Source organism: Ruthenibacterium intestinale, assembly GCF_040096265.1.
GTDB classification, from domain to species: Bacteria; Bacillota; Clostridia; order Oscillospirales; family Ruminococcaceae; genus Ruthenibacterium; species Ruthenibacterium komagatae.
Genome location: NZ_JBBMFA010000080.1, coordinates 14970 through 40743 on the forward strand (window position 1 = coordinate 14970; position 25774 = coordinate 40743).

Here is a 25774-nt window from a genome sequence, read left to right on the forward strand (position 1 = left end):
GGATCTATCAGGCTTTCTGAAACCGTCCCGCCTGAGCGGGATAACGCTTTATTATACCACGGATTTGTTAAACTTGTATGAAAAAAATACCGTCTTCTTCAACGGGCAATGTTTTTGAAATAGTGATGCGCCCAGCACTCCGTCACGATTTTGCGGGCGGCAAACAGCGCCGTCTGGGCAGGGTCCAGGCTGGGAGCCACCTCCACCACGTCCATACCGATCACATTCAAGTGTTCAAACACGCCCCGCAGCAGATCCAGCAACTGACGGGCAGAGAGACCGCCAAACTGCGGTGTGCCCGTGCCCGGAGCATAGGCCGGGTCCAGACAGTCGATGTCCAGCGTGATGTATACTTTTTCAAAACGCCCCAAAAACGACACGATTTTCTCCAGTGCCGCGGCAACACCCATGTGATCCACGTCCGCTGCGGACACCACCTGAATATTATGGGTGCGGAAGTATTCCAGTTCATCGGACTCAATGGAACGGATTCCCACAAAGCACAGATGGTCGCTGTCCCGCACATGGGACAATTCCACCGCCCGCCGTTCGGTGGAACCATGAGACAGCTTGTCGCCATGCATTTCATCGCACAAATCAAAGTGCGCGTCAAAATGAAGAATGCCGAAATCCGTATCCACCGCCTCGTCGATTCCCCGGTGTACCGGAATGGTAGTGGAATGGTCGCCGCCGATCATTGTAAAAAAGCGGCCCGCTTTGACCGCCTGCGCAGCCATGGCCTGCGCCTGGGCGAACATCTCTTCCCTGCTGCCGGTGCAGTCACCCAGATCCTTGACCTTCAGCGAAGAAAAGTCGCGGAAATCTTCGGTCGTGGGCGAAATGGTATAGGTGATGCCGCGCAGTGCCGCCGGTGCCTCGCACGCGCCGGCGCGGAAGCTGACCCCGCCGTCATAAGGAACGCCAAATACCACCACATCGGCCTGTTGTGCAGAAAGTTCCGGATGATTGAGCCCGGCCCAAATGCCCGGGTCACCGGCCAGTGATTGTTTGTTCGCCATATTGCTCTTCCTTTCTTCTTTCCTCTTCCGGTCCTGCCGGAACACATTCTGCTGTGTCCGGAATAATGAATGTTCAAAGCGCGCAAAATGCAATCAGGGCGAACTTGCGCCTGTTTCACACCGGCCTGCGCTGCCGCCCGGATGAATAAATATAGTATAGCAGTGCAAGCGGTTTTCGCACAACCTTTTTAAAAAAGGTGAAAAGAAAAAATCAGCTGTACAAAAGACTCCTCTTATTGTATAATATAGGATGAATTACGCCTGAAAAGGGCGTTGAAACCGGATGGAAAAGGAGTGGAGCGGTTTTGATCAAGTTCTACAATCCCCTGGGCAAAGTATGTATGACCAATGAATACTTTGCGGGCCTTGTCGGCGCAGCTGCGCAAAGCTGCTACGGCGTCTGCGGCATGGCCACAGGCGGCAAATCCGACAGTTTCAAAACACTGTTCCTGGGCAGCGATTTTCCCGACAAGGGTGTGCGCGTGACCGAGGAAGACGGCAAGCTTGTGATCGAGCTGCATATCAAAGTGACCTACGGGTTGAACATTGCTGCCATTGTGCGCAGCATCACCCACAAAGTAAAATACGCCGTGGAAAGCGCAACTTCTCTGGAAGTGCGCCGCATCGACGTGTGCGTGGACGATATCGTCTGACCCTCGCCCGGGCGGGGTATCTGCGGCAAAGGCCGACATTTTTTTGAGGTGAAATAGCATGATTACTGGCGCAATTCTCAGAGACAGCATTCTCTCCGGCGCGAACAACCTGGCCAACCAGCGCGCTCGCGTGGACGAATTGAACGTTTTTCCCGTTCCGGACGGTGATACCGGAACCAACATGAGCATGACCATCGGCAGCGCCCGGGCGGAACTGGAAAGCCTGGCAGACGACTGCACGGTGGAAACCGCATCCAAAGTGGTGGCCAGCGCCATGCTGCGCGGCGCGCGCGGCAACTCGGGCGTCATTTCCAGCCTGTTGTTCCGCGGCTTTTCCAAGGCTCTGAAAGAAAAGAAAACCGCCAGCGCCGCCGACTTGGTCGCCGCTCTGCAAAAGGGCGTGGAAGGCGCGTACAAGGCAGTGATGAAGCCCACCGAGGGCACCATGCTGACCGTGGCCCGTGTGGCCAGTGAAGAGGCCGCCAAGGCGGATGCTTCCGCCATGACCGCCGCCCAGATGTGGGAGCTGATCTGCAACGCCGCGCAGACGGCGCTGGACAACACCCCCAACCAGCTGCCCGTGCTGAAAAAAGCCGGCGTGGTGGACGCGGGCGGCCAGGGCCTGATGTGCATTTTCCTGGGCATGCTCAGCGTAATGCGGGACGGCAAGTTCATCCAGCTGGAAGAAGCTCCCGCCAAAAAGGCGAAGCTGTCTACGGACGGCGCGGACAAAGGCGTGTATACCGATGATCTGATGACGGTGGAAGACATCGTGAACGGTTACTGCACCCAGTTCCTGGTAAACAAAAACGAAAATGCGTCCAGCGACAAGCTGCGTGCCTTCCTGGAGTCCAACGGCGACAGCGTGGTCGTCATTGAGGATGACGAAGTCATCAACTGCCACGTGCACACCCAGGACCCGGGCAAGATCATCAGCCATGCGCTTCAGTACGGCTATTTGACCAGCTTCAAAATCGAAAACATGCACGAGCAGTTCCTGGCCCGTCAGAAACAGGGTGCCGGCCTGCGCAAACAGGCTCAGGCGGAAGCCGATTCTCCCGCCAATGAGTTCTCTTACGCCGCCGTGGACCAGAGCCGTGACTTCGGCTTTGTGGCCGTAGCCGCGGGCGACGGACTGAAGGCCATCTTCGCCGATCTGGGTGTGGATGCCGTTGTGTCCGGCGGACAGACCATGAACCCCGCCACCGAAGACATTGTGGCCGCCGTTCAGAGCGTGCCCGCCAAAACCGTATTCGTTCTTCCCAACAACAAAAACATCATCATGGCGGCGGAGCAGGCCAAAAAGATTGCTGACCGCGCCATCGTAGTGCTGCCCACCCGCACCATTCCCCAGGGCATCACCGCCATGCTGAACTTCGACCCGTCCCTGTCCGCGGACGAGAACAATGTGAACATGATGCAGGCCGCCGACCATGTGGCCACCGGCCTTGTGACGTTCGCTGCGCGCGATTCGGACTTTGACGGCAAGAAGATCAAAAAGGGCGAGATCCTGGCTTTGGAAAACGGAAAGCTGGTCGCCACCGGCACCGACATCACCAAGACCACCTATCGCCTTGCCCGCAGCATGTGCAAAAAAGACACCAGCTTTGTGACCGTGATCTCCGGCTGCGATGTCAGCGAAGAGGACGCGGAGCGCACCGCACAGATGGTTCAGGCCAAGTGCCCCTCCGGCATCGAGGTCACGCACCTGGTGGGTGGTCAGCCCGTTTATTACTACATCATCAGCGTGGAGTAATTCTCTGCTCTGCAAAACTGCCAAGCGCCGCCAAAGTGGCGGCGCTTTTTCGTAAATCGAAGGGAGGGCCGGCATGGACATCCGTTATCTCAAGGGCGTAGGCGAAAAACGGGCCGCACAGCTGGCCAAACTGGGAATTTTCACCGTGGACGATTTGCTGGGCTTTTATCCCAGGGACTATGTGGACTACTCCCGCCCATACCCGGTTGCCAGCGCGCCTTATGACGTAAAATGTGTCGTCCGTGCTACCGTATACGGCAAGGGCGCCCTCACCCGAATTCGGGGCGGCAAGCAAATGGTCAAAATCCTGGCCGGAGACGATACCGCCGGTTTATCTCTTGTATATTTCAACAATCCGTATATTTCTCAAAAATTGGAAGTCGGCACAGAATACTGCTTTTTCGGAAAAGTGGGCGGTGGATTCGCACAGAGGGAGATGGTCAACCCTGTAATGCTGACCGCAGAAGCCGCCAGTGCCACGCCTCTGGTGCCGGTGTATCCCCAGACCGAAGGAATCAACAGCAATTACCTGGCCAAGTGCATGCGGACCGCCTTTGCCGCCGCACCGGACATTCCGGAGCCTCTTCCGGCCTGGATGCTGCAAAAATACCGGCTGTGCCCCAAGGCAGACGCTGTGCGTATGATTCATTTTCCGCGCAGCACCGCAGAAATTGCCAGTGCACGGCGGCGGCTGATCTTTGAAGAACTGCTGGCGCTTCAGCTGGGGCTGCTGCTTTTGCGCAGCCGGGACGCCACCCTGACCGGCGCCCCCATGAAACCGGTGGACCTCCAGCCTTTCTGGGCGTCGCTTCCCTTTTCTCCCACAGGCGCTCAAAAACGCGCCGCGCAGGAGATCCTGGCCGATTTCAACAAACTTTCTCCAATGAACCGGCTTTTACAGGGCGATGTGGGCAGCGGCAAAACGCTGGTAGCTGCCGCCGGCATTTACGCCGCGTGGAAAAACGGGTACCAAAGCGCATTGATGGCCCCCACGGAAATTCTGGCGGCCCAGCATGCCGAAACCTTGAGGCGGATGCTGGAGCCCCTGGGCGTGCGAGTGGCTTTGTTGACGGGCAGCGTCAAGGGCGCCGCAAAAAAAGCAGTGCGCAAAGCCATTGCAGAGGGCGAAGCCGATCTGGTTGTGGGTACCCACGCAGTGCTGGGGCCGGATGTAGAGTTCCGGAAGCTCGGCTTTGCCGTAACGGACGAACAGCACCGCTTTGGGGTTCGCCAGCGCTCAGCACTGGCCGGAAAAGCCGACCATCCGCATTTGCTGGTCATGAGTGCCACCCCCATTCCCCGCACGCTGGGGCTTCTGATGTTCGGCGATCTGGACATCTCCATTCTGGACGAACTGCCGCCCGGAAGGACCCCCGTCAAAACCTATGCCATCACCGGCAAAAAGCGCGCGGATATGTATGGGTTTCTGAAAGCACAGCTGGCGGCCGGCCGCCAGGCCTATATTGTATGCCCTGTGATCGACGAAAGTGAGACCGATATGCAGTCGGTGACTTCCTATTATGAAGAGACCGCCCGTCCGCTTCTGGAAGGCTATCGGGTAGGGCTGATGCACGGCCGGTTGAAGGCGGCGGAGAAAAACGCCGTGATGCAGCAGTTCAAAGACGGCGAACTGGACGTGCTGGTTTCCACCACTGTGATCGAGGTGGGTGTGGACGTGCCAAACGCCAATCTGATCGTCATTGAAAACGCCGAACGCTACGGTCTGTCCGCCCTGCACCAGCTGCGGGGGCGCGTGGGGCGCGGCAAGGGAGAAGCGTACTGCATTCTTATCAGCGATCACACCGGCGAGGCAGTGAAAAAGCGTCTTTCTTTTTTGTGTCACACCACCGATGGATTTGCCATTGCGAAGTTCGACCTGGAGACGCGCGGCCCGGGCGACTTTTTCGGCAGCCGGCAGCACGGTCTTCCCAGTTTGCACATTGCCGATTTGATGGCGGACTCCAAGGCGCTGTACGCCGCCCAGCAGGAGGCCATTGATCTGGTGGCCGCGGACCCCGGTCTGCGCCAACCGGAAAACGCCGGCCTGCGCGCACTGGCCGAGGGGCTGTTCCGGGAACAGACAGCCCTCAACTGAATCTGACAAAGGAGACATGTCATAATGGAAATTCGAAGAGCCTGTGCAGCGGACATTCCCGATGTAGACCGTCTGCTGTTCCAGGTGAATCAACTTCATCATGAAGGCCGTCCCGACCTGTTCAAGCAGGGCGGCCGAAAATACACCCACGCCCAGCTGGAAACCATTTTTCTGGACGACACACGCCCCGTCTTTGTGGCAGCGGACGAAACCGGCCGGGTGCTGGGATACGCCTTCTGCATCTTTCAGCAGCATGTGGGCGACAACATTCTGACCGATGTGAAAACCCTTTATATTGACGATCTGTGTGTGGACGGAGCATGCAGAGGCCGGCACATTGGCCGCGCGCTGTACGACCACGTGGTGGCATTTGCCCGCGCCAGCGGATGCTACAATGTGACGCTGAATGTGTGGAGCTGTAACACATCCGCGCAGGCCTTTTATGAAAAATGCGGGCTGAAGCCCCAGAAAACAGGGATGGAACAAATTTTATGAAGCGACTTCTGATGCTGATGAACCCCTATGCGGGTACCCAACAGGGAAAACAATATCTGGCCGACATTTTGGCACTGTTCTTCGAGCGAGGCTATGAACCGCTGACCTTCGTTTCCCATAAACCGGGCGATTCCACACGGCTGGCCCAAACCTACGGCTCACAGGTGGACCTGGTGGTATGCGCGGGCGGCGACGGTACGCTGAACGAAGTTCTGACCGGTCTGATCACAGCCGGGTGCCAAACGCCTGTGGGCTACATTCCCTGCGGCTCCACCAACGATTTTGCCAGCAGTCTTCATCTCTCCCGGGATATTCTTGAAGCCGCCCGGGACATTATGGACGGCCGTGTGCAGCTGCTGGACGCGGGCAAGTTCGGAGACCGTTATTTCTCATACATTGCCTCTTTCGGGGCCTTTACCCGGGTCTCCTACGCCACGCCGCAGCACATGAAAAATCTTCTGGGGCATTTTGCCTACATTCTGGAAGGCATTCGGGACATCGGCGATCTGAAACCCCGCCACATCCGTGTGGAGAGCGCGGAGACATCACTGGAAGGGGATTATCTGTTCGGTGCGGTGTGTAATTCCACTTCCGTGGGCGGTCTGCTGAAGCTGGACCCCAATGTGGTGGATCTCTCCGACGGGCAGTTTGAGGTGATTTTGCTGAAGCAGCCCGCCAACCTGCTGGAGCTGAACGACTGTTTGTGGAAGCTGAATCAGCAGCGATACGACACACCCATGGTGGAATTTTTCCGCACCAATCGGGTGATGTTCCACACGCCCGGCGCGCCGGACTGGACGCTGGACGGAGAGTATGCACCGGGTATGGAACAGGTGGAAATCGTCAACATGCACCATGCCTTCCGCCTGATTGTGAATGATTAAAAAAGAAGGGCACGGCTTTTGGACCGTGCCCTTCCTTTTATTTTGTTTGAAAAGGCGCCGGGCTGCCGTGCCCATGACATCAAGCGGCAGATGACGCGCCCTGCGATGTAATCTCCGTCACTGAAAGCGGCAGCTGATACACAAATTCTTCTCCGCTTTTATCCGTTGCAACCAGTTTAAAATACAGCGGCTCAGCCAAAGGATCGAACTCCGTTTTCCAAACCGCATCGGGTCCGGATATTTTTCCCAGGTCTCCGGCGACATTGACGCAAGCGCCCGTCTGGTCCACCACTGAATGGGACAGAAGGACCTGCTCTTCCCCACCGGATCCCCAGCAAAATGTCGCGGAACAGGAAGTGACCTCAGCCGGAAAGAGTTCTTTGGGGGTCAAAATTCCCCCGTAAAACACTGTTTCTTCGCTGCTTAAAACGATCACTCCGTTGGAAATGGAAAACTGCTCATTTTCTCCGCTGAAAGAATAAACGCGCAATTGTTCCGGCTCTGCTTTTCCGCACCCCGCCAGGACCAGCACAAGAAGGACGAACAGCGCAGCCACTTTTGTTTTCATTGTATGTTTCTCTCCCCGATTCCCCGCTGTCCGTTGCGGCAGCCGGATTCTTTGAGCACAAGTTTAGCATAAAGCGAAACAGAAATCCATCCTGAAAGAAAAACATCCTGCGCAGAGTCTTCTGCGCAGGATGTTTTGTTTTAATTCTGTTATCTGAGGGAAACACCGTTCTCAACGACGGCGCACCCGCACCGGAACTGGTACCGGCTGGCGCCTGCCCCAGAGCAGCTGTGCGAGAATATCCCAAAAAGTACCGTTCATACAAAGCCCTCGCTTCCTGATTCTCCTGTGGAATTCGATGCTTTGATTGTATCTGTTTTTCCCGCCATGCACCGTGACAAAGTCACTCAATCCAAAAACTGAATGCAGGCTCCCAGCACGCCCGCGCCAATGTAGCTGCTGAGCGTGGCGTCGATTTCCCCTTCCCAGAAATGTTCGGGCCGGGGGAAAGCAGCCTTCACCTTTTTGGCCAGTTCCGCCATCTCCTGCGGGGCTCCGCCGTTGGCCACCGCCAGGTTGTAACGGGTGTGGACGCCCGCATGCCGCTGCAGCATTTCCACCAGTTTCGGCTGCACTGCTTTGCGGCCGCGCACTTTGGCCACGCTGGAAAGCTGACCGTCCGAAGAGAAGCCGATGATGGGCTTGATGTTCAGCATCGTACCGGCCACCGCAGTGATCTTACCGATGCGGCCGCCTTTCTGCAGATACTCCAGCGTATCCACCGAAAAGAAGGGGATCGTGTTCTCCAGAAGACGCGGCACACGGCGGTCCGCCAGCTCCTGCCAGCTCATGCCGCCCTGAATGTCTTCCCAAGCCTGCAGCAGCGTGCTGCCGATGCCCAGGCTGCCGCTTTGCGAATCAAACACGCGCACTTCCAAATCCGTCCGCTCCTGGGCGTGCAGGCGGATCAGGTTATAAGTCCCCGAAAGTCCCCCCGACAGATGAACTGCCAGCACTTTTTTATACCCCTGCGCCGCGATCTGGTCCAGCACCGCATCCACTTCACCCCCGTCGGGCAGCGAAGTGCGGGGCATCTCGCCTGCGCACTGACGGCGGTAAATATCCTGGGCGAAAATGTCTACGCCGTCGGAAAATTCTCCGTCTTCGCAGCGGATCTTCAGCGGCACCACAAAGATGGGTTTGCCTTTTCGCTGTTTTTCACTTAAATCCGCACACGAATCCGTCAAAAGTGCAATTTTTTCCGGATTGTGGGCGAAACGTGCTTTTTCAGTTGACAAACAAACCACCTTACCTTACTATAATATATCAAACCATTCCATATCACATAACATTGTTATGTGATTGTTATTATAAAATTTTCCCGCGTTACTGTCAATAAGCGAAAGGGGAATTTTCATGAACGAATACACGGAACGCCGCCGGCTTCAGGCGCATGAAACAGAACAGGCCATCCTGCGGGCAGCGATGGAGCTTTCCCGCGAACAAACCTTTGACAAGGTTTCGGTGCGGGATATCTGCAAAAAGGCGGGCATTACCACCGGGGCATTTTACCATCATTTCCGCTCCAAGGACGAATTGCTGAGCCGCGGGTTTGCCTCGCTGGATGCCTGCATGGAAAACGCGCTGCGCGGCCACGAGAACGACCCACCGGAACAACGGCTTCGGCTGATTTTGTGGAATTATGCTTCCTTTATGGAAGACCTTGGATGGGAACTGGTCGCCCGCTATTACCAGCAGCGAATGGGGGCGCCGTCTTTTCAGTCCATGGACTCGCGCCGGTTTACTCTGCGCGCGCTGCTGAAATGTCTGACAGACGCAGAATGTGAGCACAAACTGCTGCCCATCCAGACGCCGGAATGGATCGCTCAGTTTTTATTCCGCCATTTCCGGGGCGTTGTGGTGGACTGGACCATCAACCGGGGAAGTTATTCGCTTCTTGAAAAGCTGGAGCAGGATTACCGCTTTTTTGAGGGCATCTTTCAGGCGGAGAAACAGGCGGGCAAATTGTAAAAGTTTTTTCACAAATCTGTTCCGCGCCGCGGGGAATGGTATAATAAGAATAATTCGAAACTGTTGTGACAGGAGGCTGGTTTCTTATGTTTTGGGAGACCTCCAGTACCATTGCACCCGGAAACGGATTTTCTCTGTTCTCTGCAACGCACCTTTGCTGGCTGGCTGCGGCGGCGATTCTTTTCTTTCTCGCGGGGCGCTGGTACCGCGGCGCAGATGAAACCGCGCGCCGCCGGCTGCGGATTCTGATCGGGATCCTGCTGATTTGTGACGAACTGGCAAAAGACCTTTCCACACTTGCCACGGGCCGGTTTGAATGGGCGTTTTTACCATTTCATCTGTGCAGCATCAACATCTTTGTGATTCTTGCTCATATTGTGCGGCCCGATGACGTAAAAAGCGAGTTTCTGTATGCGCTGTGTCTGCCGGGAGCGCTGGCCGCGCTTCTGTTCCCGTCCTGGTCTTCGCTGCCCGCCTGGAACCTGATGTGCATTCACAGCTTCTCGGCCCACATTCTGCTGGCACTGTACCCCATTTTACTGTTGTGCGGCGGATACCGCCCTCATTTTTCCCGCCTCAAGCCGGCGATATTCCCCTCGCTGGCCATTGTATGCGTGATTTTTGTTTTAAACAAAAAACTTTGTACCAATTTTATGTTTCTGAACAACGGCGGGTCCGGAAATCCGCTGGCCTGGGCGGAAAGTATTCTGGGAAATCCCGGCTACCTGCTGGCGCTTCCCGTTTTGATCGCGCTGGTGTGGGCCGTCATGTATCTTCCTTTGGAGGCCGCGCGGAGAAAGCGTGCCGCCTGAGTTTCTTTTTTCAAAAAAGCCCCTGCCCGAATTCGGGCAGGGGCTTTTGCATCGTTATTTAATCCAGTTCTTTCTCATAGCTGAGAATCTCTCCGGTGGATGCGTCTACTTCATACGAGTATTCCGTGCGGTCCACGTCCCATTCCAGCTCATACACAGAACGTCCGTCATCATAGTCCAGTTCCACTTTCAGGCGGGAAATGTCCGTCTGTGCAAGGCCCGCGTGCGCCAAGGCTGCCGCCAGTGCCTCGTCCTGGGTGATCTGACCGGACTGCGCGCCGGACTGAGCCTGACCCGGGGTATAATATTCCGCATCCTGATCAAAGGACAGGATCTCCCCGGTGTTGGCGTCAATGTCGTAGTCGTATTCCGTGCTGTCTTTGTAGAACTCCACTTCGTACTCCAGGCGGCCGTCGTCCCGGTCCAGCTTCACGTGCACAAAGGTCACGTCCGCCTCTGTCAGGCCCGCATGCTCCAAAGCGATTTTCTTGGCCTCTTCTTCACTGATGCTGCCGGAGGCCGCGGTGGAAGTCGCGGTGCTCTGTGTATCCGTGCGGGGCGTTACCGTCCCCGACGGAGAAGCGGCCGGCGCCACCGCAGATTCCGAGGAAGCCGTGGTCGAACCCGCACAACCCGCCAGAAGCGCGCCCGCCAATACCAATGCCACCAGTCCGATTTTTGTCTTTTTCATATGGTCATTCATCCTTTCTGTGAGAGGGTGTTTTTTGTTTCTGGCATTAGTATAGCCGGTCAAGATTAAAGGCTCATTAAAGTTTTGCTCTTTTTTAATTTTTTTGCGGCGACCGGGAAAGTGTGAACGTAAATGCCGTTCCCTGCCCCGGTTCACTGCGGACACACACGCTGCCGCCGTGGGCTTCGGCGATCCACTTGACCATGGACAGGCCCAAGCCCGCGCCCTGCGTACTGCGGGCCGGGTCAGCCTGCCAGAATCTGTTCCAGATCTTGTCCAGGTGCTCGGGTGCAATGCCGATGCCATTATCCTCCACCACGCCGGTCACGGTGTCCTCATCGCCGGTCAGCGTCAGGCGCAGCCAGCCGCCTTCCCGCCCGTATTTGATGCCGTTCTCCAGCAGATTGATCAGCAGGCGCATCAGCAGGGTCTCGTCCCCCTGCACCACCAAACCCGGCTGAACGGAAGTTTCCACGGAAATGTGGCGGGCGTCCGCCGTCTCTTCCATCTGTTCGGCCACCAGCTCCGCCAGCTCGCTCAGGTCCACCTGTTCCCAGTGCAGTTTCTGACTGCCGCCGGCTGTGCGGGCCAACATCAGCAGCTGTGCGATCAGCGCCGCCATTTTTTCCGCCTGATCCAGCACGCTGCGCAGGGCGGCGCGTGCCTCGTCCAGCGTTTCGGCGTTTTCCAGCGCATCTTCGCACTGGGAAATCACAATGGCCGTGGGCGTGCGCAGTTCGTGCGATGCGTCGGATGCAAACTGCTTTTCCGCTTCAAAAGCCGCCTGCAGCCGCTGGAACATCCGGTCAAACTCGGCCGCAAGCGCATAGATTTCATCCCGCCCCTCGCCCAGGGCAATGCGCCGGGACAAATCGTTTCCTTCGCTGATCTCCCGGGCGGTCTGCGCAATGCGCCGCACCGGCCGGAAGGCGTTTCGCGCGATCAGATATCCGCCCACCGCCGCCAATACCACAAAGAACGGGAAAACCACCAGCGCCAGACGCAGCATGGCGCGCAGCGTGGAATTGACGTCATCTGCCGAGGACACGCCCCGCACCCACACAACGCCGTATCCGTCGATCTCGTGCCGGGCGTCGTACACATACCAGTTATTCTGCATGGTGCCCACAGCACGCATCCGCCGGTCTGAAAAAGCGGACGTGTTGTCGAACTGCCCCGGAACAGCACCGTACAGCGGTTCCCCCGCCGCAGTATAGACGGACAGATAGACACCGTCCTGGAAATACTGCAGCTCTTCGCGGATCTCCAGCCCGCCGTCAACCGCTTCCATGGCAGAACGGCTTTCCTCCACCAGCGTGACCATGCGGTCCCGGGTGGCCAGCCGGGCGGACTCGCCGCCCGCGTAGAACAGAAGCCACAGCGCCACGCCTGCAAGCATCCCCATAAATAAGGTAAACCAGAGGGTCACCTTCAGCCGAATGGTCATCCGCTTCATGCGTCCACCCGCAGTACATAGCCTGCACCCCGCACGGTGTGGATCAGCTTGGGCTCAAAGCCCTCGTCCAGTTTCTTGCGAAGATACCGGATATACACATCCACCACGTTGGAGCCTCCCTCATAATCATAATTCCAGATATGGCGGCTGATCTTTTCCCGGGAAAGCACCACGCCGCTGTTGCGCGCCAGATATTCCAGCACGGCAAACTCCTTGCTGGAAAGTGTCACGGGCCGGCCCGCCCGCTCCACGGTGCGGCCTGCGCAGTCCACCACCAGGTCCGCAATCGTGATCACGTCGCTGACCGCGCCGCTTTTGCGGCGCAGCAGAACGCGCAGCCGCGCCAGCAGTTCATCAAAGGCAAAGGGCTTCACCAGATAATCATCCGCACCGGCATCCAGACCAATGACCCGGTCCTCAATGCTGTCCCGCGCGGTCAGCAGCAACACCGGGGTGGTGTTGGAAGCGCTGCGCATCCGGCGCAAAACCTCCAGGCCGCTGATGCCCGGCAGCATAATGTCCAGCACCAGCGCGTCGTACTCTGCGCCCGGCAGATGATCCAGCGCGTCGCGGCCGTCCACACAGCTGTCCACACTGTATCCCGCCGACTTCAACCGCTTCGTCAGCAACCGGTTCAGTTCCGGCTCGTCTTCCACCACTAAGATGCGCATGGCATTTCCTCCTCCGTCGCATAGGTTTTGAGGTTATTATACCATGAAACCACACCGTGCGACAGACGCATTCACCCCAGCGCCACATCCATGACCATCATGATGACAAAGCCCAGCAGAACGCCCCATGTCCCCGCGCGGGACGTCTCGTCCCGCCGTGCCTCGGGGATCAGCTCCTGGGCCACCACATACACCATGGCGCCTGCGGCAAAACTCAAAAGCCAGGGCATCAAGGGCTCCACCCAGCCCGCCGCCAGCACCGCCAGAATGCCGCCCAAAGGCTCCACTGCTCCCGACAGGGCCCCGCCCGCAAAACTTTTCAGCCGGGACGCCCCCTCTCTGCGCAGCGGAAGAGCGATTGCGGCTCCCTCTGGGAAATTCTGCAGGCCGATTCCCAGTGCCAGAGCGGCCGCCCCCGCCGCCTGCCCCGCGTCCTGCGAGGAAGCCGCCAGCGCGCAGGCAAGGCCCACCGCCATGCCTTCGGGAATGTTGTGCAGCGTAATGGCCAGCACCAAAAGCGCCGTGCGCCGCTGGCCGCTCTCCAGCTGGCGCCTCACCACCAGCGGGCGCAGTGCGTCCAGCGACACCAAAAACAAAGCGCCCAGCAAAAAGCCGCCTGCAGCCTGTACCCAGCCTGACTGGCCCTGTTCCACGGCCCGGTCAATGGCCGGCAGAAGCAAACTCCACACCGAAGCCGCGGTCATCACCCCTGCGGCAAAGCCCAAAAACACGCGCTGGAACACCGGTGCGATTTCTTTTTTGAAGAAAAACACCACGGCGGCTCCCGCTGCCGTCATCAGACAGGTGAAGCCTGTTCCCAGCGCCGCCATCTGTACCGGTCCCATATTCTTTCCCCCTTTTTTGCGCTGAAACGCAGATTCGCTCCCCACGCCCTGCGGGCGCACGGGGCCTGTTGTCACGCTATGCATCCGGCGCGGAAAAGGTTCCTGAAAATCAATCTTGACAATCCCGTTTTGGTGCGCTAATATATTGAATATTGTGTAAATTTGGTGAAAAAACGAGTTCAATTCAGTTTGAGTGGGAGCATTATGGTCGAGCAAATCTTGGTCCTGAAGGAAGAAGCGCAGTTTTCCGCCGGCAGTTTTCAACGCATGGAGTGGAAGGACGGACGCCTTGCACTGATCTGCGAACAGGGAGAAACCGTGCGGGGAAGCTATACCTCGCCGGAATACCGGGCGGTCGCTTTTGACGAGCTGGTTGTGTCCTGGAACGCTGTGGTGCCGGACGGATGCACGCTGGAGGCATTTGTGCGCGTGCAGGCCGCCGAGCAGTGGAGCCACTGGTTCTCCTGCGGAAAGTGGAGCGTTTTCTCCGCCCGCGCCAGCGCACCCCAGCAAAGCGAAAAGGGCCTTTCCATGCGGGACGGTATTTTGAATGTGGACGTGCCGGGCGGCGCCGACCAGTTTCAGCTGCGGCTGGAGCTGACTGCTCAGCCGAACGCGGCAGCACCTTCCGTTTCGCTGCTGGCCGCCTCCATTCATTCCCGCAAAAGTTCCCGGGAAGGCGGTGACCCGGTGCAGCACCGCATTCTGCCCGCACCGGCCTACTCGCTTTACACACGGGATTCCCGCCTGCACGCTCTTTTGGCAGACCCCTGCACGCTGACCATGCTGGCCAACCGCTGGGGCGCTGATGTTCTGCCGGAAGAAGCGATGTATGCCTGCTATGACAGCACTTCGGAGAACTGCTCCAACCCGGGCTTTGCCGCCGCATTTCTGGGCTGCTACGGTCTGGAAAGCTATGTGGTATACACTGACTGTGCCGGCCTGAAAAAAGAAATCAAGAACGGTTGTCTGTGCGCGGTTCGCCTGCATTCCTCGGAGGGTGAAGAGCAGTATCGCTCGGTGGTGGTGCGCGGCTTTGAGACCGACGCCGACGGCTGCGAGTTCGTATTCGTCAACGACCCCACCGCATCGGAGGACGCCGCCACGGAACAGCGCTGGCCTCTTGCGCAGCTGGAACAGCTGTGGAGCGGCATTGCCCTTTTGTCCCACGGGCGGCCCGACAATGGCGTGGTGTGCGCCCCTGCCCGTTATGCGGGGGAACTGCGTCCCACCCAGATCCCCGGTGAATATGCGCTGTACTTTCGCGGGGAACGCCACAGCCTTCCCACAGACCTGTGCATGCGGGACGGCCGCTGCACGGCCACGGTATGCTACACCATCCGGGACGAACACGCCTATGCTACCACCGCGCAAAAGCGTTTTTACTATACGCACGTGACCTCTTCCGGACATGTGTGGCTGGACACGACCAACATGCCTGCCGGCACCCGGCTCACGTTCTACCTGATCACCGACCGGGGACAAATGGTGACGGCCGGTCTCACACTCTGAAAATTCGCATAAAAAAAGAAGCCCTTGTTACAAGGGCTTCTTTTTTTCTTATGCAAACTGTGCCAGCACAATGGCTACGAACATCAAAATGCAGCCCAGCAGCTCCTTCATGGAAAGCGTCTCGCCCAGAAGCAGCCAGCCGAACAGCACGGCGAACACCGATTCCAGACACAGGATCAGCGAAGCCACTGTAGGGTCGGTGTCTTTTTGCGCCACCACCTGCAGCGTATAGGCCACGCCGCAGGACAAAAAGCCCGCATACAGAATGGGCGCCCAGGCGCTGAGAATCGCCGGAACGGACGGTGCCTCAAACAGGAACATGCACACCAGAGACAGGGCACCCGCCACAAAGAACTGGATGCAGGACATGCGCACGCCGTCCACTTTTTGCGAAAAATGGTCAATGATCAGAATGTGGGCCGTAAAGCCGAACGCGCCCAGCAGCACCAGAACATCGCCTTTGGAAAGGGCCAAACTTCCGTCCATGCACAGAAGGTACATGCCCGCAGCCGCCAGCGCCACACTGCCCCACAGCAGTTTGCCCGGGCGCTTGCCGGCAAACAGACGGCACAACGGCACGAAAATAACATACAGCGCCGTGATGAAGCCCGCTTTGCCCGCGCTGGTATACTGAATGCCGAACTGCTGCAGTGTAGCCCCTGTAAACAGTGCAACACCGCACAGGCATCCGCCCACCCAAAGGTTTTTATCCTCGCTGCGCCAGCCCAGGCGCACATGACGCATTTTGTCAAACAGCGCAATGCAGGGAATCAGCACAATGCCGCCCAAAATCATTCGAATGGTGTTGAAGGTAAACGGTCCGTTTTGCTCCATGCCTGCGCTTTGGGCCACAAAGGCGGCGCCCCAGATCAGCGCGGTGAGCAAAAGCAGCAAATTTCCCTTCCATTTTTTGCGGTTCAAATTCAACACTTCCCATCTTCACACTTGCGCCGCCCCCCGGGCGACGGCCTTTTTATTATAGCAGATGAAAGCGCCGGACGGTACCCCCTTTTCCTTTCACAGTTGTGAAAAACGTGGTATACTGAGAGCACTTCCCCAGGAGGTGTGTGTTATGAACCGTTTTTCGCTGCGGCAGGCCCGCCCGGAGGACCTGGCGGACATCGCCCGTCTGTTTCGGGATACGGTGCGCACGGTCAATTGCCGGGATTATTCGCCCCCGCAAATCGAAGCCTGGTCCGGGCGCTGGCGCAGTCTGACACAGCGCCAAGACTTTTTGCGGGAACTGCACACGCTGGTGGCCGTGCAGGACGGCGTTCTGATGGGATACGGCAACATTACTGCCGGCGGATACCTGGATCATCTGTACGTCCGCCGGGACGCCCAGGGCCAGGGGTGTGCCACCGCTCTGTGTGACGCGTTGGAGGCCTTTGCCCTGGCACAAGGCGCCAAAGCGATCACCGTACATGCTTCCATCACGGCCCGGCCTTTTTTCGAGCACCGGGGATACCGCGTTCTGGCCCGGCAGACCGTGCAGCTGGACGGCGTGGAACTGTGCAATTTCCGGATGCAGAAAGATGTTTGCTGATAAAAAAGCACGCCCCTTCCGCAACAGCGGAAAGGGCGTGTTCTCTTTTTGACAGAAAAATTCGCTCAGCGCCCCACTTCGGACAGGCGCAGGCCCTCGTTGTGCTCCAGCGCCCAGTCAATGTTCCAGGGGCTGGTAAACAACAGCAGACGGCGGCCTTTGAAGTCTTCAACGCGCCGGGTGTCGCTGGTCAGATTCAGAGTCTTGGGATCCAGGTCTTCGTTTTCGATCCAGCGGATATAGCTGTACGACAAATCGTTGCGGCGAATGTCCACATTGTACTCGTTCTTCAGCCGGTATTCCAAAACCTCAAACTGAAGCACGCCTACCACGCCCACAATAACTTCTTCCATGCCGCCGCCCAGCTCTTTGAAGATCTGAATGGCGCCTTCCTGGGCGATCTGCTCCATTCCCTTTACGAACTGTTTGCGCTTCATGGTATCCACCTGGGAAATCCGCGCAAAGTGCTCGGGCGCGAAGGTGGGAATGCCCGCATAGGCAAAGGGCACTTTGGCTGTGGTGATGGTATCTCCGATGGAGAAAACGCCCGGGTCAAAAATGCCGATGATATCTCCGGCAAAGGCCTCGTCCACCGTTTCGCGCTCGGAAGCCATCAGCTGTGTGGACTGGCTGAGCTTGATTTTTTTACCGCCCTGCACATGATAGACGTCCATGCCGCGCTCAAACCGGCCGGAGCAAATTCGCATGAAGGCGATGCGGTCCCGGTGGGCCTTGTTCATATTGGCCTGAATTTTAAACACAAAAGCGGAAAAATCCTCCGAGCAGGGATCGATCTCTCCCCGGTCGGATGTGCGGGGAAGGGGCGGCATGCTCAGGCGCAAAAAGTCCGCCAGGAACGGCTCCACACCGAAGTTGGTCAGCGCCGAACCGAAAAACACCGGTGTGAGCTTGCCGTGGTCCACTTTATCCTTGTCAAACTCGTAGGCGGCGCCGTCCAGCAGCTCGATGTCGTCTTTCAGCGTGTCGTGCAAAGGTTTTGTCAGCAGCTGATCCAGGTTTTCATCGCCCAAATGCGCCTCGATCTTCTGGGCCTGCTGCGTGCCCACCTTGCCCACATTCTGGAACGCCAGAATCTCTTTGGCATTGCGGTCGTACACACCCTTGAAATCCTTGCCGGAGCCAATGGGCCAGTTCATGGGATACGTCTCAATACCCAGCACCTGCTCGATCTCTTCCAGCAGGTCAAAGGGATTGCGCGCCTCACGGTCCATCTTATTAATAAAGGTAAAAATGGGAATGCCGCGCATGGTGCACACCTTGAACAGTTTCTTGGTCTGCGCCTCTACGCCCTTGGCCGCGTCGATGACCATGACGGCGGAGTCTGCCGCCATCAGAGTGCGGTATGTGTCCTCAGAGAAGTCCTGATGGCCCGGCGTGTCCAAAATATTGATGCAGTAGCCGTCGTACTCGAACTGCAGCACCGATGAAGTGACGGAAATGCCGCGCTGTTTTTCAATTTCCATCCAGTCCGACACCGCCGCGCGAGCGCCTTTTTTTCCTTTTACAATGCCCGCCTGCTGAATGGCGCCGCCGTACAGCAGCAGCTTCTCCGTCAGCGTCGTTTTGCCCGCGTCCGGGTGCGAAATGATGGCAAACGTACGCCGTTTCTGAATCTGCTCAACAAAATCTTTCACGTTACTCCTCCCATGGCTCAAAACCGGCCAATGCATGTGCGGCTGCCGGGCAGCCGTTTGTTATTGTATGTCATTTTCCGCCGCAATGCAAGGGCGGGACCTTAAAAACTCCTGTACCGAAACGATACAGGAGTTTTTTCGCATTTGAACGCCGCGCTCACTGTTCCAAAGCAAGCCCTGCGCTTTGATATTTCAGAGAGTAATCTCTCTGTCCGGCCAATGCGCCCAGCGCCGCATCCAAACGGCGGCACACGCACGCCGCGTTGCCCGCGTCGTCCATGGGCATCAGCATGGCAAACTCATCCTTGCTGTACCGGGTGAACACATCGCTTTTGCGAAGCGTGCACAAAATCGCCTCTTTCAGCCGGTCCATGCCGTCCTCCAGCGCATTGCGGGGCAATTCGTGGCCCGCGCCATCCCGCAGCGTGACCAGAACCACGCCCACCACCTGCCGCTTGCGCAAAGCCATGCGCGCCATCAGTGCATAGGTGTGTTTGAACACTTCATAATTGCAGAAATAAGCGCCCCGGGGCGGATTTTCCTGCCGCGCGCTTTGCAGCAGATCGCTGCACACCACGCCGATATCCTGCGCGGGGCGGTCTTCCTGCCCCGTGGCCTGCCGGCGAATGGTCTCGGTCTCCTGCGACAGCGCAGCGCCCTGCCTGCGCTCTATCGCGCGGGCGTCGCGGCCGTAGATTCGGGCCAGTTCTTCATCCCGGCCCAGCTTCTGCAAAGCGCGCATATGCCACAGAAGGACCGTCTCGTCTTCTGCTTCAAAGCCGTGGGTCCGCTGTGCCGCCTCGGCCAGTTCTTCCAGCCGCTGCGCAGCCCAAAGCGCTTCAAACAGCGCATAACTGATTCGCAGATACATCTGGCGGCACTGGATGGAAGGCGCCACCATCCAGATGCGGCTGCTGAGCGTTTCCGGCACAAAGCCGCCGAACGCCCGGTGGGCTGCCAGCAGCGCGTCCGCCCGCTCGCTTTCGGGCGCGTTCTTCGCCTTTTCGCACAGGTGCAAAAACTCGTTCAGGTCCACACACACCTGCACATTCTGGTCAAAACGATATCCGCCGTTTTCAAATACGATGGTGGATTCTTCTGCACCAGCCGCATTCAAATCCCGCCGAAGAGCATAGACCGTGTTTTTCAGCACGTTGGCCGGGTCGGTCAATTCCCCCGGATTCCACAGCTGATTCAGCAGCTCACCCGCCGGGACCATCCGGTCCGCATGCAATGCCAGATAATACAAAATCTGCCAGGGTTTGTTCAGCTTTTCGGGTTCCTGAAACACGGTTTTTCCGTTGACGGAAACACAAAGGCCGCCGAGCATGGCGACATTCAATTGACCTGCCACAGACGGCGACCTCCTTTTTCTCTCAGTTACATCTATTATATTACATCCTGTTATGTGCCGTCAAATCTTTTTTCCCTTCAAACACAAAATGATGGCCGCAGCAGAGCGCCGCAGCCATCATTTTGTGTTTTAACCTTCGCTGGTCGCTGTCTGCGTCTCGGGCTGAGACTCCTGCAGCGTCAGGCTGACTTCTACCATTTGTTTTCCGCGTACCACCTGAACTTCGATGGTATCGCCCACTGCGTGTTCGTCCAGAATGCTGGTCACGTCACTGGTGGTGCTGATGGCGTTTCCGTCAATGCTCACCAGCAAATCGCCCGCTTCCAGGCCCGCTTTGTCGGCCGCGCCGCCCTCATTGACCTGGACGATATACACGCCCATCTGAGAGACGCCATACTGCATGGCCGTCTGCATATCGGTCACTGCCAGCACGGACACGCCCATAGCCGGACGGCCGGTGACATATCCGGTGGTCATCAGGGACTCCGCTACTTCCATAGCGGTATTGATGGGAATGGCAAAGCCCAAACCTTCCACATCGCTTCCATCCGATTTTGCGTTCACGATTCCGATCAGCTCGCCGCGCTCATTGAACAGGCCGCCGCCGGAGTTGCCCGGGTTCACAGCCGCATTGGTCTGCAGCAGGCTCATGGTCTGATTGTTCACGGTGATGTCACGATTCAGTGCGGAGATAATGCCGTCCGTCACCGTACCGCCCAGGGTACCCAGAGGATTGCCTACCGCCAGAGCAAACTCGCCGACCTTCAAGGTATCCGAGTCGCCGATGACCGCCGGGGTCAGGCCGGTGGCTTCAATTTTCAGAACTGCGATATCCGTTTTACTGTCCGTTCCCACCAGAGTGGCATCGTATTCGGTCTTGTCAGACAGGCGAACTTTGATGCTGCTGGCTCCCTCAATCACATGGTTGTTGGTGATGATGTAACCGTCTTCCGAAATAATCACGCCGCTGCCTGCGCCGCTGGTCACATACTGACCGAAGAAGTTGCTGTAGGAAACGGTCTCTGTAGTGACCTCCACCACGCTGGGGCCGACCTTTTCCGCAATTTCTTCCACGCTCATGCTGGCTGCGTCCGTAGGCATTCCGGTGCTGCTGGAACTGTCGCTGGAGTCTGCCGGGGCTGCCTGGTAGATGACGGTTTTGCCGCCGTTGTTGGCCACCATGCTGCCCACATATCCGCCGCCGAAACCGATCGCGCCGCAAAGCACCAACGCCAGAACCCCGCAGGCAATGCGCTTTCCGCGGCCATTGCCCGGTTTGTGAGGGGGCTGCATTCCCATCGGTGTATAGGGCGGCTGTGCACCCGGCATCGGGTCGGGCTGTGTGCCTCCAAAGTTGTTATTTTCGTTCATAGGCGCGCCGGATTGGGGGGCGCCGTTCGGATCATTTTGATAACGGTTCGAATAATCGAATTCCCAATTGTTGTTCATGATACATCCTCCTTTTCTGATGCTGATCATATTGTACCTGTATGGTATGAAAAAAGTATGCCAGGGTTGTGAAAGAACGGTGAAAGTGCGGGGTAAAAAAACGGACTTTTTCCGGGTACGCACCGGGTTTGAGTGACCATATTCAGAGCGTCGATTGAATAAAAACAGCGTTTGAGCGCCTATCTGCTGTCTTTCTTAGGAAAATCCTTCTGATTTCTTTGGAAATTCTTTCGTTTTTCGTGCAGGTGTTCTTAGGGTTTGCTCTATACAATAGAAGCAGCAAACAGGAATGGGGTGTGTATTTATGACGGCTGGAGAATACGAAGCGATGGTTCGTCAATACGAAAAACTGGTGTACACGGTATGCTATCAGCTGGTACGCGATGTCCATACGGCGGAAGACCTGGCGCAGGACGCGTTCCTTTCCGCCTGGCTGCACCGGGACGACTGCCGGCCGGACGCCCGCAAGGCCTGGCTTTGCCGCATTGCCGTCAACAAGGCCAAAGACTATCTGAAAAGCGCCCACTGCCGGCACACACAGGTGACGGCCGACGAAACGCTGCGTCTGTTTTCCGACACAGCCCCCGGACCGGAACAGCTTGCCGAAGACCGGGACGCCGCCCGGCGTGCGCTGGAAAGCATCCGCACCATGGACGGCCCGTACCGGGATGTGTGCACCGCCTATTTTGTTCAGGAGCGCCCGGCTGCTCAAATCGCGCTTCAGCTGAACCGGCCCGCACGCACCGTACACACACAGATTTACCGTGCGCGCGCACGTCTGCGTTCACAGCTGGCAACCGCATGAGCCGTGTGGTATACTGAGAGACGGCGACCGGGGACGCTCCCGGAAAAAACTGCATCGGGAGGACATTTATGGACGCACACATTCTGGTTGTGGAAGACGATGACGAGATCCGCAACGCCATCGGCATTTATCTGGAGAATCAGGGCTATACCGTTCACAAAGCAGAAAATGGAGCGGCCGGCCTGGCCGTTCTGGAACATCAGCAGATCCACCTGGCCATTGTGGATATTATGATGCCGGTGATGGACGGCATTACCATGGTGATGAAACTGCGGGAACAGCATGAATTTCCGGTGATTTTTCTGTCCGCCAAATCCGAGGACATCGACAAGATCACCGGTTTGAATATCGGTGCGGACGACTACGTCACCAAACCTTTTGTCCCACTGGAACTGCTGGCGCGGGTTCGTTCTCAGCTGCGCCGGTACGAACGCTTTTTGAAACTGGCCGGGCAGGCCCAGCAGCCGGCCGAGCGCTGCTATGTCATTGGCGGGCTGGAGCTGAATGAAGACGCTGCCACCGTCTGCGTGGACGGCGCCCCCGTCAAAATGACGCCTTTGGAATTTAAAATTCTGGCCCTTCTGATGAAGCATCCGGGGCGGGTCTTTTCCGCTGAGGAAATTTACGAGCGAGTGTGGAACGAACGCGCGGTCAACACAGACACCATCATGGTTCATGTGCGCAACATCCGCGAAAAAATTGAAATCGATCCGCGGAATCCCAAATATTTGAAGGTGGTGTGGGGCATTGGATATAAAATCGAAAAAATTTGATTTTCTTCGGGTGCTGCTGGCAGTTCTCATTCCGCTTGTGGTCGTATTCTTCTTTTCACAGATGTTTCCCTATTTTGAGAACACGATGGAGAAAAACACCACAGACAGCTTTCCGCCGGTGGATGCGCTGTTTTTCAGCGGCTTTTCCTCGCTCTATTCGTTGGTTCTGGCGGTCAGCGTGGCAGCGGGTGCGTTTTTTGCCATCTTCCGCCGCTTAGGCGTAGGCCGTGGCGTCTGGAGAAAACTGCCTTTGGAAGGACATATTCTGCTTCTCTCCTTTATTCTGTCAACCCCCTGGTCCGTGGCCCAGATTCTGGTGGGCATCTTTGATGGCAGCTATGCACAGGACCTGCAGCATATTTTCTCCGCATCCGAACCCATGGAAGCGGAAGTTGATTTTCTTCTGGGCGTGTTTCTGTACCTTTTCTTTTTGTGCATGTATCAAACCGGAGCCGTGCTGATGGCTGCTTTGCGGGACGGCATTTTGCCATACCTGCGCCGGCACAGCCTGATCGTGCGTCTTTGCGCATGGACCCTGACCCAATGCGCAGCCGGCGCCGGTGCCTCGGCGGCAGCGCTCCGCCGTTTTTTCCATCGCCTGGGGCAGGTGGACCTGAGCGCTCCCGTGGAAAAAACGCTGCTCAAATGGTTGTGTGTCAACTTTCTTCTGGTCGCAGTGTGCTGCTGCCTGTGGTATTTTGGCGTGGCCGGCGGAATTCTTTATTCCATCGTGCTGTTTTTTCTGCTGCGCAAGTACATGCGCAACGTTCAGCAGCAGTATAACCAGCTTCTGTCTGCCACACAGCGCATGGCCGGCGGCGACCTGCACACGCCTGTGGAGGGCGATTTGGGTATGTTGAACCCTTTGCGGGACAGTTTGAACGACGTGCGCGCCGGATTTGAAACCGCGGTGGAAGAAGAAGTGCGCAGCCGCAACATGAAGACGGAACTGATCACCAATGTCTCACACGATTTGAAAACCCCGCTGACGGCGATCATCACCTATGTGGACCTGCTGAAAGACCCCTCTCTCAGTGAAGAAAAGCGCGCGGAATACGTTGCCACGCTGGACAAAAAAAGCCAGCGGTTGAAACGTCTGATCGAAGATCTGTTCGAAGTGAGCAAAGCCACCAGCGGAAACGTGCTGATGCATCCCGAGGCGATGGATCTGACCGCACTTTTGAAACAGGTCCAGTTTGAAATGGGCGACCAGCTGGACGCCTCGCCCATTGATTTCCGCTGGCAGCTGCCCGCCGAAAAGGTTCCCGTGGTTCTGGACGGCCAGCGCACCTGCCGCATTTTTGAAAACCTTCTGGGCAACATTTTAAAATACGCCATGCCCGGCACGCGCGCCTATATCCATCTCGAAACCGAAGCAGACCAGGCAGTTGTAACGATGAAGAACATCTCTTCCAGCGAATTGACGTTCGACCCGTCCCATATCACCGAGCGCTTTGTGCGGGGAGATGCTTCCCGCAACACCGAAGGCAGCGGCCTGGGGCTGGCCATCGCGCAAAGCTTTACCGAGCTGCAGAACGGTCATTTTTCCATCGAAACAGACGGCGATTTGTTCAAAGCCATTGTTTGCTTCCCGCTGACGCCGGATACACCGCATTCCTGACAAAAAAAGCACCCCGTACGGGGTGCTTTTTTGATTGCGGAAGCTTATTTCATCGCTTCGATCTTTTCAAAGATGTCGCTGTACTTCTCGCCTTCCGTGGCGTTCAGCTCTTTCACAGCGTCCATGAACTGCTGGCGCTCTTCGTCCGTCAGATCAATGATGGTGCAGCCTTTTTCAATGCACTCCTCACGGGACTCTTTCTCGCTTTCAGCCCACAGTTCGCGCTGATACAGGCTGGACTCGTCCGCCGCTTCCTGGATGGCAGCCATCTGCTCATCGGTCAGTTTATCCATGGTCGCTTTGGAGATGACCAGCAGGTCCGCAGAGCGGTTGTGCTCGTCCATGGTGATCATGGGCGCCACTTCGTTCAAAGACATGGACAGATACCAGGGCAGGTTGTTTTCAGCACCGTTCACAACGCCGGTCTGCAGCGCGCTGTACAGCTCGCTGGCCGCCATGGAAGTGGGGTTGGCGCCCATGGCGCGCACCATGCCCAGCATCAGGTTGGATTCCTGCACGCGGATCGCCAGGTTGGCCATATCGGACGGATTGTGCACTTCTGCTTCGGTGAAGAAGAAGTTGCGGGTTCCGTTGTCATAGAAGCACAGGCCATACAGACCATTGTCCAGCATTTCCTGCGAATGCAGCATTGCCTTGCCGACTTCTTCCGAATCCAGCACCTTCCAGTAGTGCTCGCTGCTGGTGAAGATGTACGGGAACAGGATGGCGTTGTAGTCATCCACAAACTCGGCCAGCGGAGAAATGTTGACACGGATGAGGTCGATGCCGCCGAACTGTGCCTGCTCAATGGTGGCCTTTTCCTCGCCCAGAACCGCATTGTAATAGCATTCCACTTTTACGCTTCCGTTGGTTTTTTCCTCGACCAGCTCAGCAAAACGGTTGGTCGCCAGAGACGTGACGAAATCCTCCGTGTGATTGGATGCCAAACGCAGGACGATTGCCTCGCCGTTCTCCTCTGTCGCGCTGGCAGCCTGAGAGGTCGAACCGGCGGACGCGGTGCTTTCCGCAGCAGAGGACGCTCCTCCGCCGCAAGCGGTCAGCATGGAAAGCAGAGCAGCTGCTGCCACTACGAGTGATAATACCTTTTTCATATTGCTCCTCCTTGATAAATTATTTCATTAT

General features: G+C 57.1%; 24 protein-coding genes. 12 read left to right on the forward strand and 12 right to left on the reverse strand.

The features are described 5' to 3' along the window. Window positions 1-98: 98 nt before the first annotated feature. The gene (gene speB, locus WMO24_RS06305) at window positions 99-1019 is read right to left on the reverse strand and encodes an agmatinase (RefSeq protein WP_349215471.1); all 921 of its coding nucleotides are present in this window, start codon (window positions 1017-1019) and stop codon (window positions 99-101) included. 305 nt (window positions 1020-1324) lie between these two features. Here speB and WMO24_RS06310 point away from each other — a divergent pair, with 305 nt between their 5' ends. The 5 genes from WMO24_RS06310 to WMO24_RS06330 all read left to right on the forward strand — a co-directional run bounded on the left by WMO24_RS06310 (window position 1325) and on the right by WMO24_RS06330 (window position 6902). Beyond that, a complete protein-coding gene (locus WMO24_RS06310) occupies window positions 1325-1672 on the forward strand; it encodes an Asp23/Gls24 family envelope stress response protein (protein ID WP_349215472.1) in 348 nt (115 codons plus the stop codon). Window positions 1673-1730: 58 nt separating this feature from the next. Continuing rightward, entirely contained in the window at window positions 1731-3428 is a 1698-nt protein-coding gene (locus WMO24_RS06315) for a DAK2 domain-containing protein (protein ID WP_349215473.1), read from the forward strand. 73 nt (window positions 3429-3501) lie between these two features. Further along, window positions 3502-5523, forward strand: coding sequence for an ATP-dependent DNA helicase RecG (recG, locus tag WMO24_RS06320; RefSeq protein ID WP_349215475.1), 2022 nt, complete (start codon window positions 3502-3504; stop codon window positions 5521-5523). Window positions 5524-5547: 24 nt separating this feature from the next. Further along, window positions 5548-6018 (forward strand): GNAT family N-acetyltransferase, encoded by a 471-nt coding sequence (locus WMO24_RS06325; RefSeq protein WP_349215476.1) that lies wholly within the window; start codon window positions 5548-5550, stop codon window positions 6016-6018. Then, the gene (locus tag WMO24_RS06330) at window positions 6015-6902 is read left to right on the forward strand and encodes a diacylglycerol/lipid kinase family protein (protein WP_349215478.1); all 888 of its coding nucleotides are present in this window, start codon (window positions 6015-6017) and stop codon (window positions 6900-6902) included. The genes WMO24_RS06325 and WMO24_RS06330 overlap by 4 nt, the downstream gene beginning before the upstream one ends. Before the next feature lie 79 nt (window positions 6903-6981). Here the strand turns inward: WMO24_RS06330 and WMO24_RS06335 are convergent, their stop codons facing one another. After that, window positions 6982-7470, reverse strand: coding sequence for a hypothetical protein (locus WMO24_RS06335; RefSeq protein ID WP_349215479.1), 489 nt, complete (start codon window positions 7468-7470; stop codon window positions 6982-6984). A gap of 347 nt (window positions 7471-7817) precedes the next feature. Continuing rightward, the gene (locus WMO24_RS06340) at window positions 7818-8708 is read right to left on the reverse strand and encodes a DegV family protein (protein ID WP_349215480.1); all 891 of its coding nucleotides are present in this window, start codon (window positions 8706-8708) and stop codon (window positions 7818-7820) included. Between the two features lie 118 nt (window positions 8709-8826). Here WMO24_RS06340 and WMO24_RS06345 point away from each other — a divergent pair, with 118 nt between their 5' ends. Next, a complete protein-coding gene (locus tag WMO24_RS06345; RefSeq protein ID WP_349215482.1) occupies window positions 8827-9441 on the forward strand; it encodes a TetR/AcrR family transcriptional regulator in 615 nt (204 codons plus the stop codon). Between the two features lie 86 nt (window positions 9442-9527). After that, window positions 9528-10253, forward strand: a complete 726-nt coding sequence (locus tag WMO24_RS06350) for a YwaF family protein (RefSeq protein WP_349215483.1) — start codon at window positions 9528-9530, stop codon at window positions 10251-10253. A 58-nt stretch (window positions 10254-10311) separates the two neighbouring features. On the opposite strand, the gene WMO24_RS06355 is transcribed toward WMO24_RS06350, so the two are convergent. The 4 genes from WMO24_RS06355 to WMO24_RS06370 form a co-directional block, all read right to left on the reverse strand. Then, the gene (locus tag WMO24_RS06355) at window positions 10312-10944 is read right to left on the reverse strand and encodes a PepSY domain-containing protein (protein ID WP_349215484.1); all 633 of its coding nucleotides are present in this window, start codon (window positions 10942-10944) and stop codon (window positions 10312-10314) included. A gap of 94 nt (window positions 10945-11038) precedes the next feature. Further along, on the reverse strand, window positions 11039-12400 hold the full coding sequence (locus tag WMO24_RS06360) for a sensor histidine kinase (RefSeq protein WP_349215485.1): 1362 nt from the start codon (window positions 12398-12400) through the stop codon (window positions 11039-11041). Further along, window positions 12397-13071 carry a response regulator transcription factor gene (locus tag WMO24_RS06365; RefSeq protein ID WP_349215486.1) on the reverse strand — a complete coding sequence of 225 codons (675 nt, stop codon included), beginning with the start codon at window positions 13069-13071 and terminating at the stop codon, window positions 12397-12399. The genes WMO24_RS06360 and WMO24_RS06365 overlap by 4 nt, the downstream gene beginning before the upstream one ends. 71 nt (window positions 13072-13142) lie before the next feature. Next, a complete protein-coding gene (locus WMO24_RS06370) occupies window positions 13143-13916 on the reverse strand; it encodes a ZIP family metal transporter (protein ID WP_349215488.1) in 774 nt (257 codons plus the stop codon). Window positions 13917-14120: 204 nt separating this feature from the next. Here WMO24_RS06370 and WMO24_RS06375 point away from each other — a divergent pair, with 204 nt between their 5' ends. Continuing rightward, the gene (locus tag WMO24_RS06375) at window positions 14121-15428 is read left to right on the forward strand and encodes a hypothetical protein (RefSeq protein ID WP_349215489.1); all 1308 of its coding nucleotides are present in this window, start codon (window positions 14121-14123) and stop codon (window positions 15426-15428) included. A gap of 48 nt (window positions 15429-15476) precedes the next feature. On the opposite strand, the gene WMO24_RS06380 is transcribed toward WMO24_RS06375, so the two are convergent. Beyond that, entirely contained in the window at window positions 15477-16349 is an 873-nt protein-coding gene (locus WMO24_RS06380) for a DMT family transporter (RefSeq protein ID WP_349215490.1), read from the reverse strand. A gap of 151 nt (window positions 16350-16500) precedes the next feature. Here WMO24_RS06380 and WMO24_RS06385 point away from each other — a divergent pair, with 151 nt between their 5' ends. After that, window positions 16501-16974 carry a GNAT family N-acetyltransferase gene (locus tag WMO24_RS06385; RefSeq protein WP_349215492.1) on the forward strand — a complete coding sequence of 158 codons (474 nt, stop codon included), beginning with the start codon at window positions 16501-16503 and terminating at the stop codon, window positions 16972-16974. A 65-nt stretch (window positions 16975-17039) separates the two neighbouring features. Here the strand turns inward: WMO24_RS06385 and WMO24_RS06390 are convergent, their stop codons facing one another. The 3 genes from WMO24_RS06390 to WMO24_RS06400 form a co-directional block, all read right to left on the reverse strand. Beyond that, the gene (locus WMO24_RS06390) at window positions 17040-18629 is read right to left on the reverse strand and encodes a peptide chain release factor 3 (protein ID WP_407879770.1); all 1590 of its coding nucleotides are present in this window, start codon (window positions 18627-18629) and stop codon (window positions 17040-17042) included. Between the two features lie 157 nt (window positions 18630-18786). Further along, window positions 18787-19983 (reverse strand): AfsR/SARP family transcriptional regulator, encoded by a 1197-nt coding sequence (locus WMO24_RS06395; protein WP_349215495.1) that lies wholly within the window; start codon window positions 19981-19983, stop codon window positions 18787-18789. 129 nt (window positions 19984-20112) lie between these two features. Beyond that, the gene (locus tag WMO24_RS06400) at window positions 20113-21432 is read right to left on the reverse strand and encodes a S1C family serine protease (protein WP_349215496.1); all 1320 of its coding nucleotides are present in this window, start codon (window positions 21430-21432) and stop codon (window positions 20113-20115) included. A gap of 304 nt (window positions 21433-21736) precedes the next feature. Here WMO24_RS06400 and WMO24_RS06405 point away from each other — a divergent pair, with 304 nt between their 5' ends. The 3 genes from WMO24_RS06405 (at window position 21737) to WMO24_RS06415 (ending at window position 24631) form a co-directional block, all read left to right on the forward strand. After that, window positions 21737-22237, forward strand: a complete 501-nt coding sequence (locus WMO24_RS06405) for an RNA polymerase sigma factor (RefSeq protein ID WP_349215498.1) — start codon at window positions 21737-21739, stop codon at window positions 22235-22237. A 68-nt stretch (window positions 22238-22305) separates the two neighbouring features. After that, a complete protein-coding gene (locus tag WMO24_RS06410; RefSeq protein WP_349215499.1) occupies window positions 22306-23010 on the forward strand; it encodes a response regulator transcription factor in 705 nt (234 codons plus the stop codon). After that, window positions 22985-24631, forward strand: coding sequence for a sensor histidine kinase (locus WMO24_RS06415; RefSeq protein WP_349215500.1), 1647 nt, complete (start codon window positions 22985-22987; stop codon window positions 24629-24631). The genes WMO24_RS06410 and WMO24_RS06415 overlap by 26 nt, the downstream gene beginning before the upstream one ends. Window positions 24632-24675: 44 nt before the next feature. Here WMO24_RS06415 and WMO24_RS06420 read toward each other — a convergent pair whose 3' ends face one another. Next, on the reverse strand, window positions 24676-25743 hold the full coding sequence (locus tag WMO24_RS06420; RefSeq protein WP_349215501.1) for a TRAP transporter substrate-binding protein: 1068 nt from the start codon (window positions 25741-25743) through the stop codon (window positions 24676-24678). Between the last annotated feature and the right edge of the window lie 31 nt (window positions 25744-25774).

Excerpts from the sequence above, each read along its gene's own strand:
- speB (WP_349215471.1), bottom strand. The coding sequence starts at position 1,019 with ATGGCGAACAAACAATCACTGGCCGGTGACCCGGGCATTTGGGCCGGG.
- WMO24_RS06315 (WP_349215473.1), top strand. The coding sequence starts at position 1,731 with ATGATTACTGGCGCAATTCTCAGAGACAGCATTCTCTCCGGCGCGAAC.
- recG (WP_349215475.1), top strand. The coding sequence starts at position 3,502 with ATGGACATCCGTTATCTCAAGGGCGTAGGCGAAAAACGGGCCGCACAG.
- WMO24_RS06325 (WP_349215476.1), top strand. The coding sequence starts at position 5,548 with ATGGAAATTCGAAGAGCCTGTGCAGCGGACATTCCCGATGTAGACCGT.
- WMO24_RS06330 (WP_349215478.1), top strand. The coding sequence starts at position 6,015 with ATGAAGCGACTTCTGATGCTGATGAACCCCTATGCGGGTACCCAACAG.
- WMO24_RS06335 (WP_349215479.1), bottom strand. The coding sequence starts at position 7,470 with ATGAAAACAAAAGTGGCTGCGCTGTTCGTCCTTCTTGTGCTGGTCCTG.
- WMO24_RS06345 (WP_349215482.1), top strand. The coding sequence starts at position 8,827 with ATGAACGAATACACGGAACGCCGCCGGCTTCAGGCGCATGAAACAGAA.
- WMO24_RS06350 (WP_349215483.1), top strand. The coding sequence starts at position 9,528 with ATGTTTTGGGAGACCTCCAGTACCATTGCACCCGGAAACGGATTTTCT.
- WMO24_RS06355 (WP_349215484.1), bottom strand. The coding sequence starts at position 10,944 with ATGAAAAAGACAAAAATCGGACTGGTGGCATTGGTATTGGCGGGCGCG.
- WMO24_RS06360 (WP_349215485.1), bottom strand. The coding sequence starts at position 12,400 with ATGAAGCGGATGACCATTCGGCTGAAGGTGACCCTCTGGTTTACCTTA.
- WMO24_RS06365 (WP_349215486.1), bottom strand. The coding sequence starts at position 13,071 with ATGCGCATCTTAGTGGTGGAAGACGAGCCGGAACTGAACCGGTTGCTG.
- WMO24_RS06370 (WP_349215488.1), bottom strand. The coding sequence starts at position 13,916 with ATGGGACCGGTACAGATGGCGGCGCTGGGAACAGGCTTCACCTGTCTG.
- WMO24_RS06375 (WP_349215489.1), top strand. The coding sequence starts at position 14,121 with ATGGTCGAGCAAATCTTGGTCCTGAAGGAAGAAGCGCAGTTTTCCGCC.
- WMO24_RS06385 (WP_349215492.1), top strand. The coding sequence starts at position 16,501 with ATGAACCGTTTTTCGCTGCGGCAGGCCCGCCCGGAGGACCTGGCGGAC.
- WMO24_RS06400 (WP_349215496.1), bottom strand. The coding sequence starts at position 21,432 with ATGAACAACAATTGGGAATTCGATTATTCGAACCGTTATCAAAATGAT.
- WMO24_RS06405 (WP_349215498.1), top strand. The coding sequence starts at position 21,737 with ATGACGGCTGGAGAATACGAAGCGATGGTTCGTCAATACGAAAAACTG.
- WMO24_RS06410 (WP_349215499.1), top strand. The coding sequence starts at position 22,306 with ATGGACGCACACATTCTGGTTGTGGAAGACGATGACGAGATCCGCAAC.
- WMO24_RS06420 (WP_349215501.1), bottom strand. The coding sequence starts at position 25,743 with ATGAAAAAGGTATTATCACTCGTAGTGGCAGCAGCTGCTCTGCTTTCC.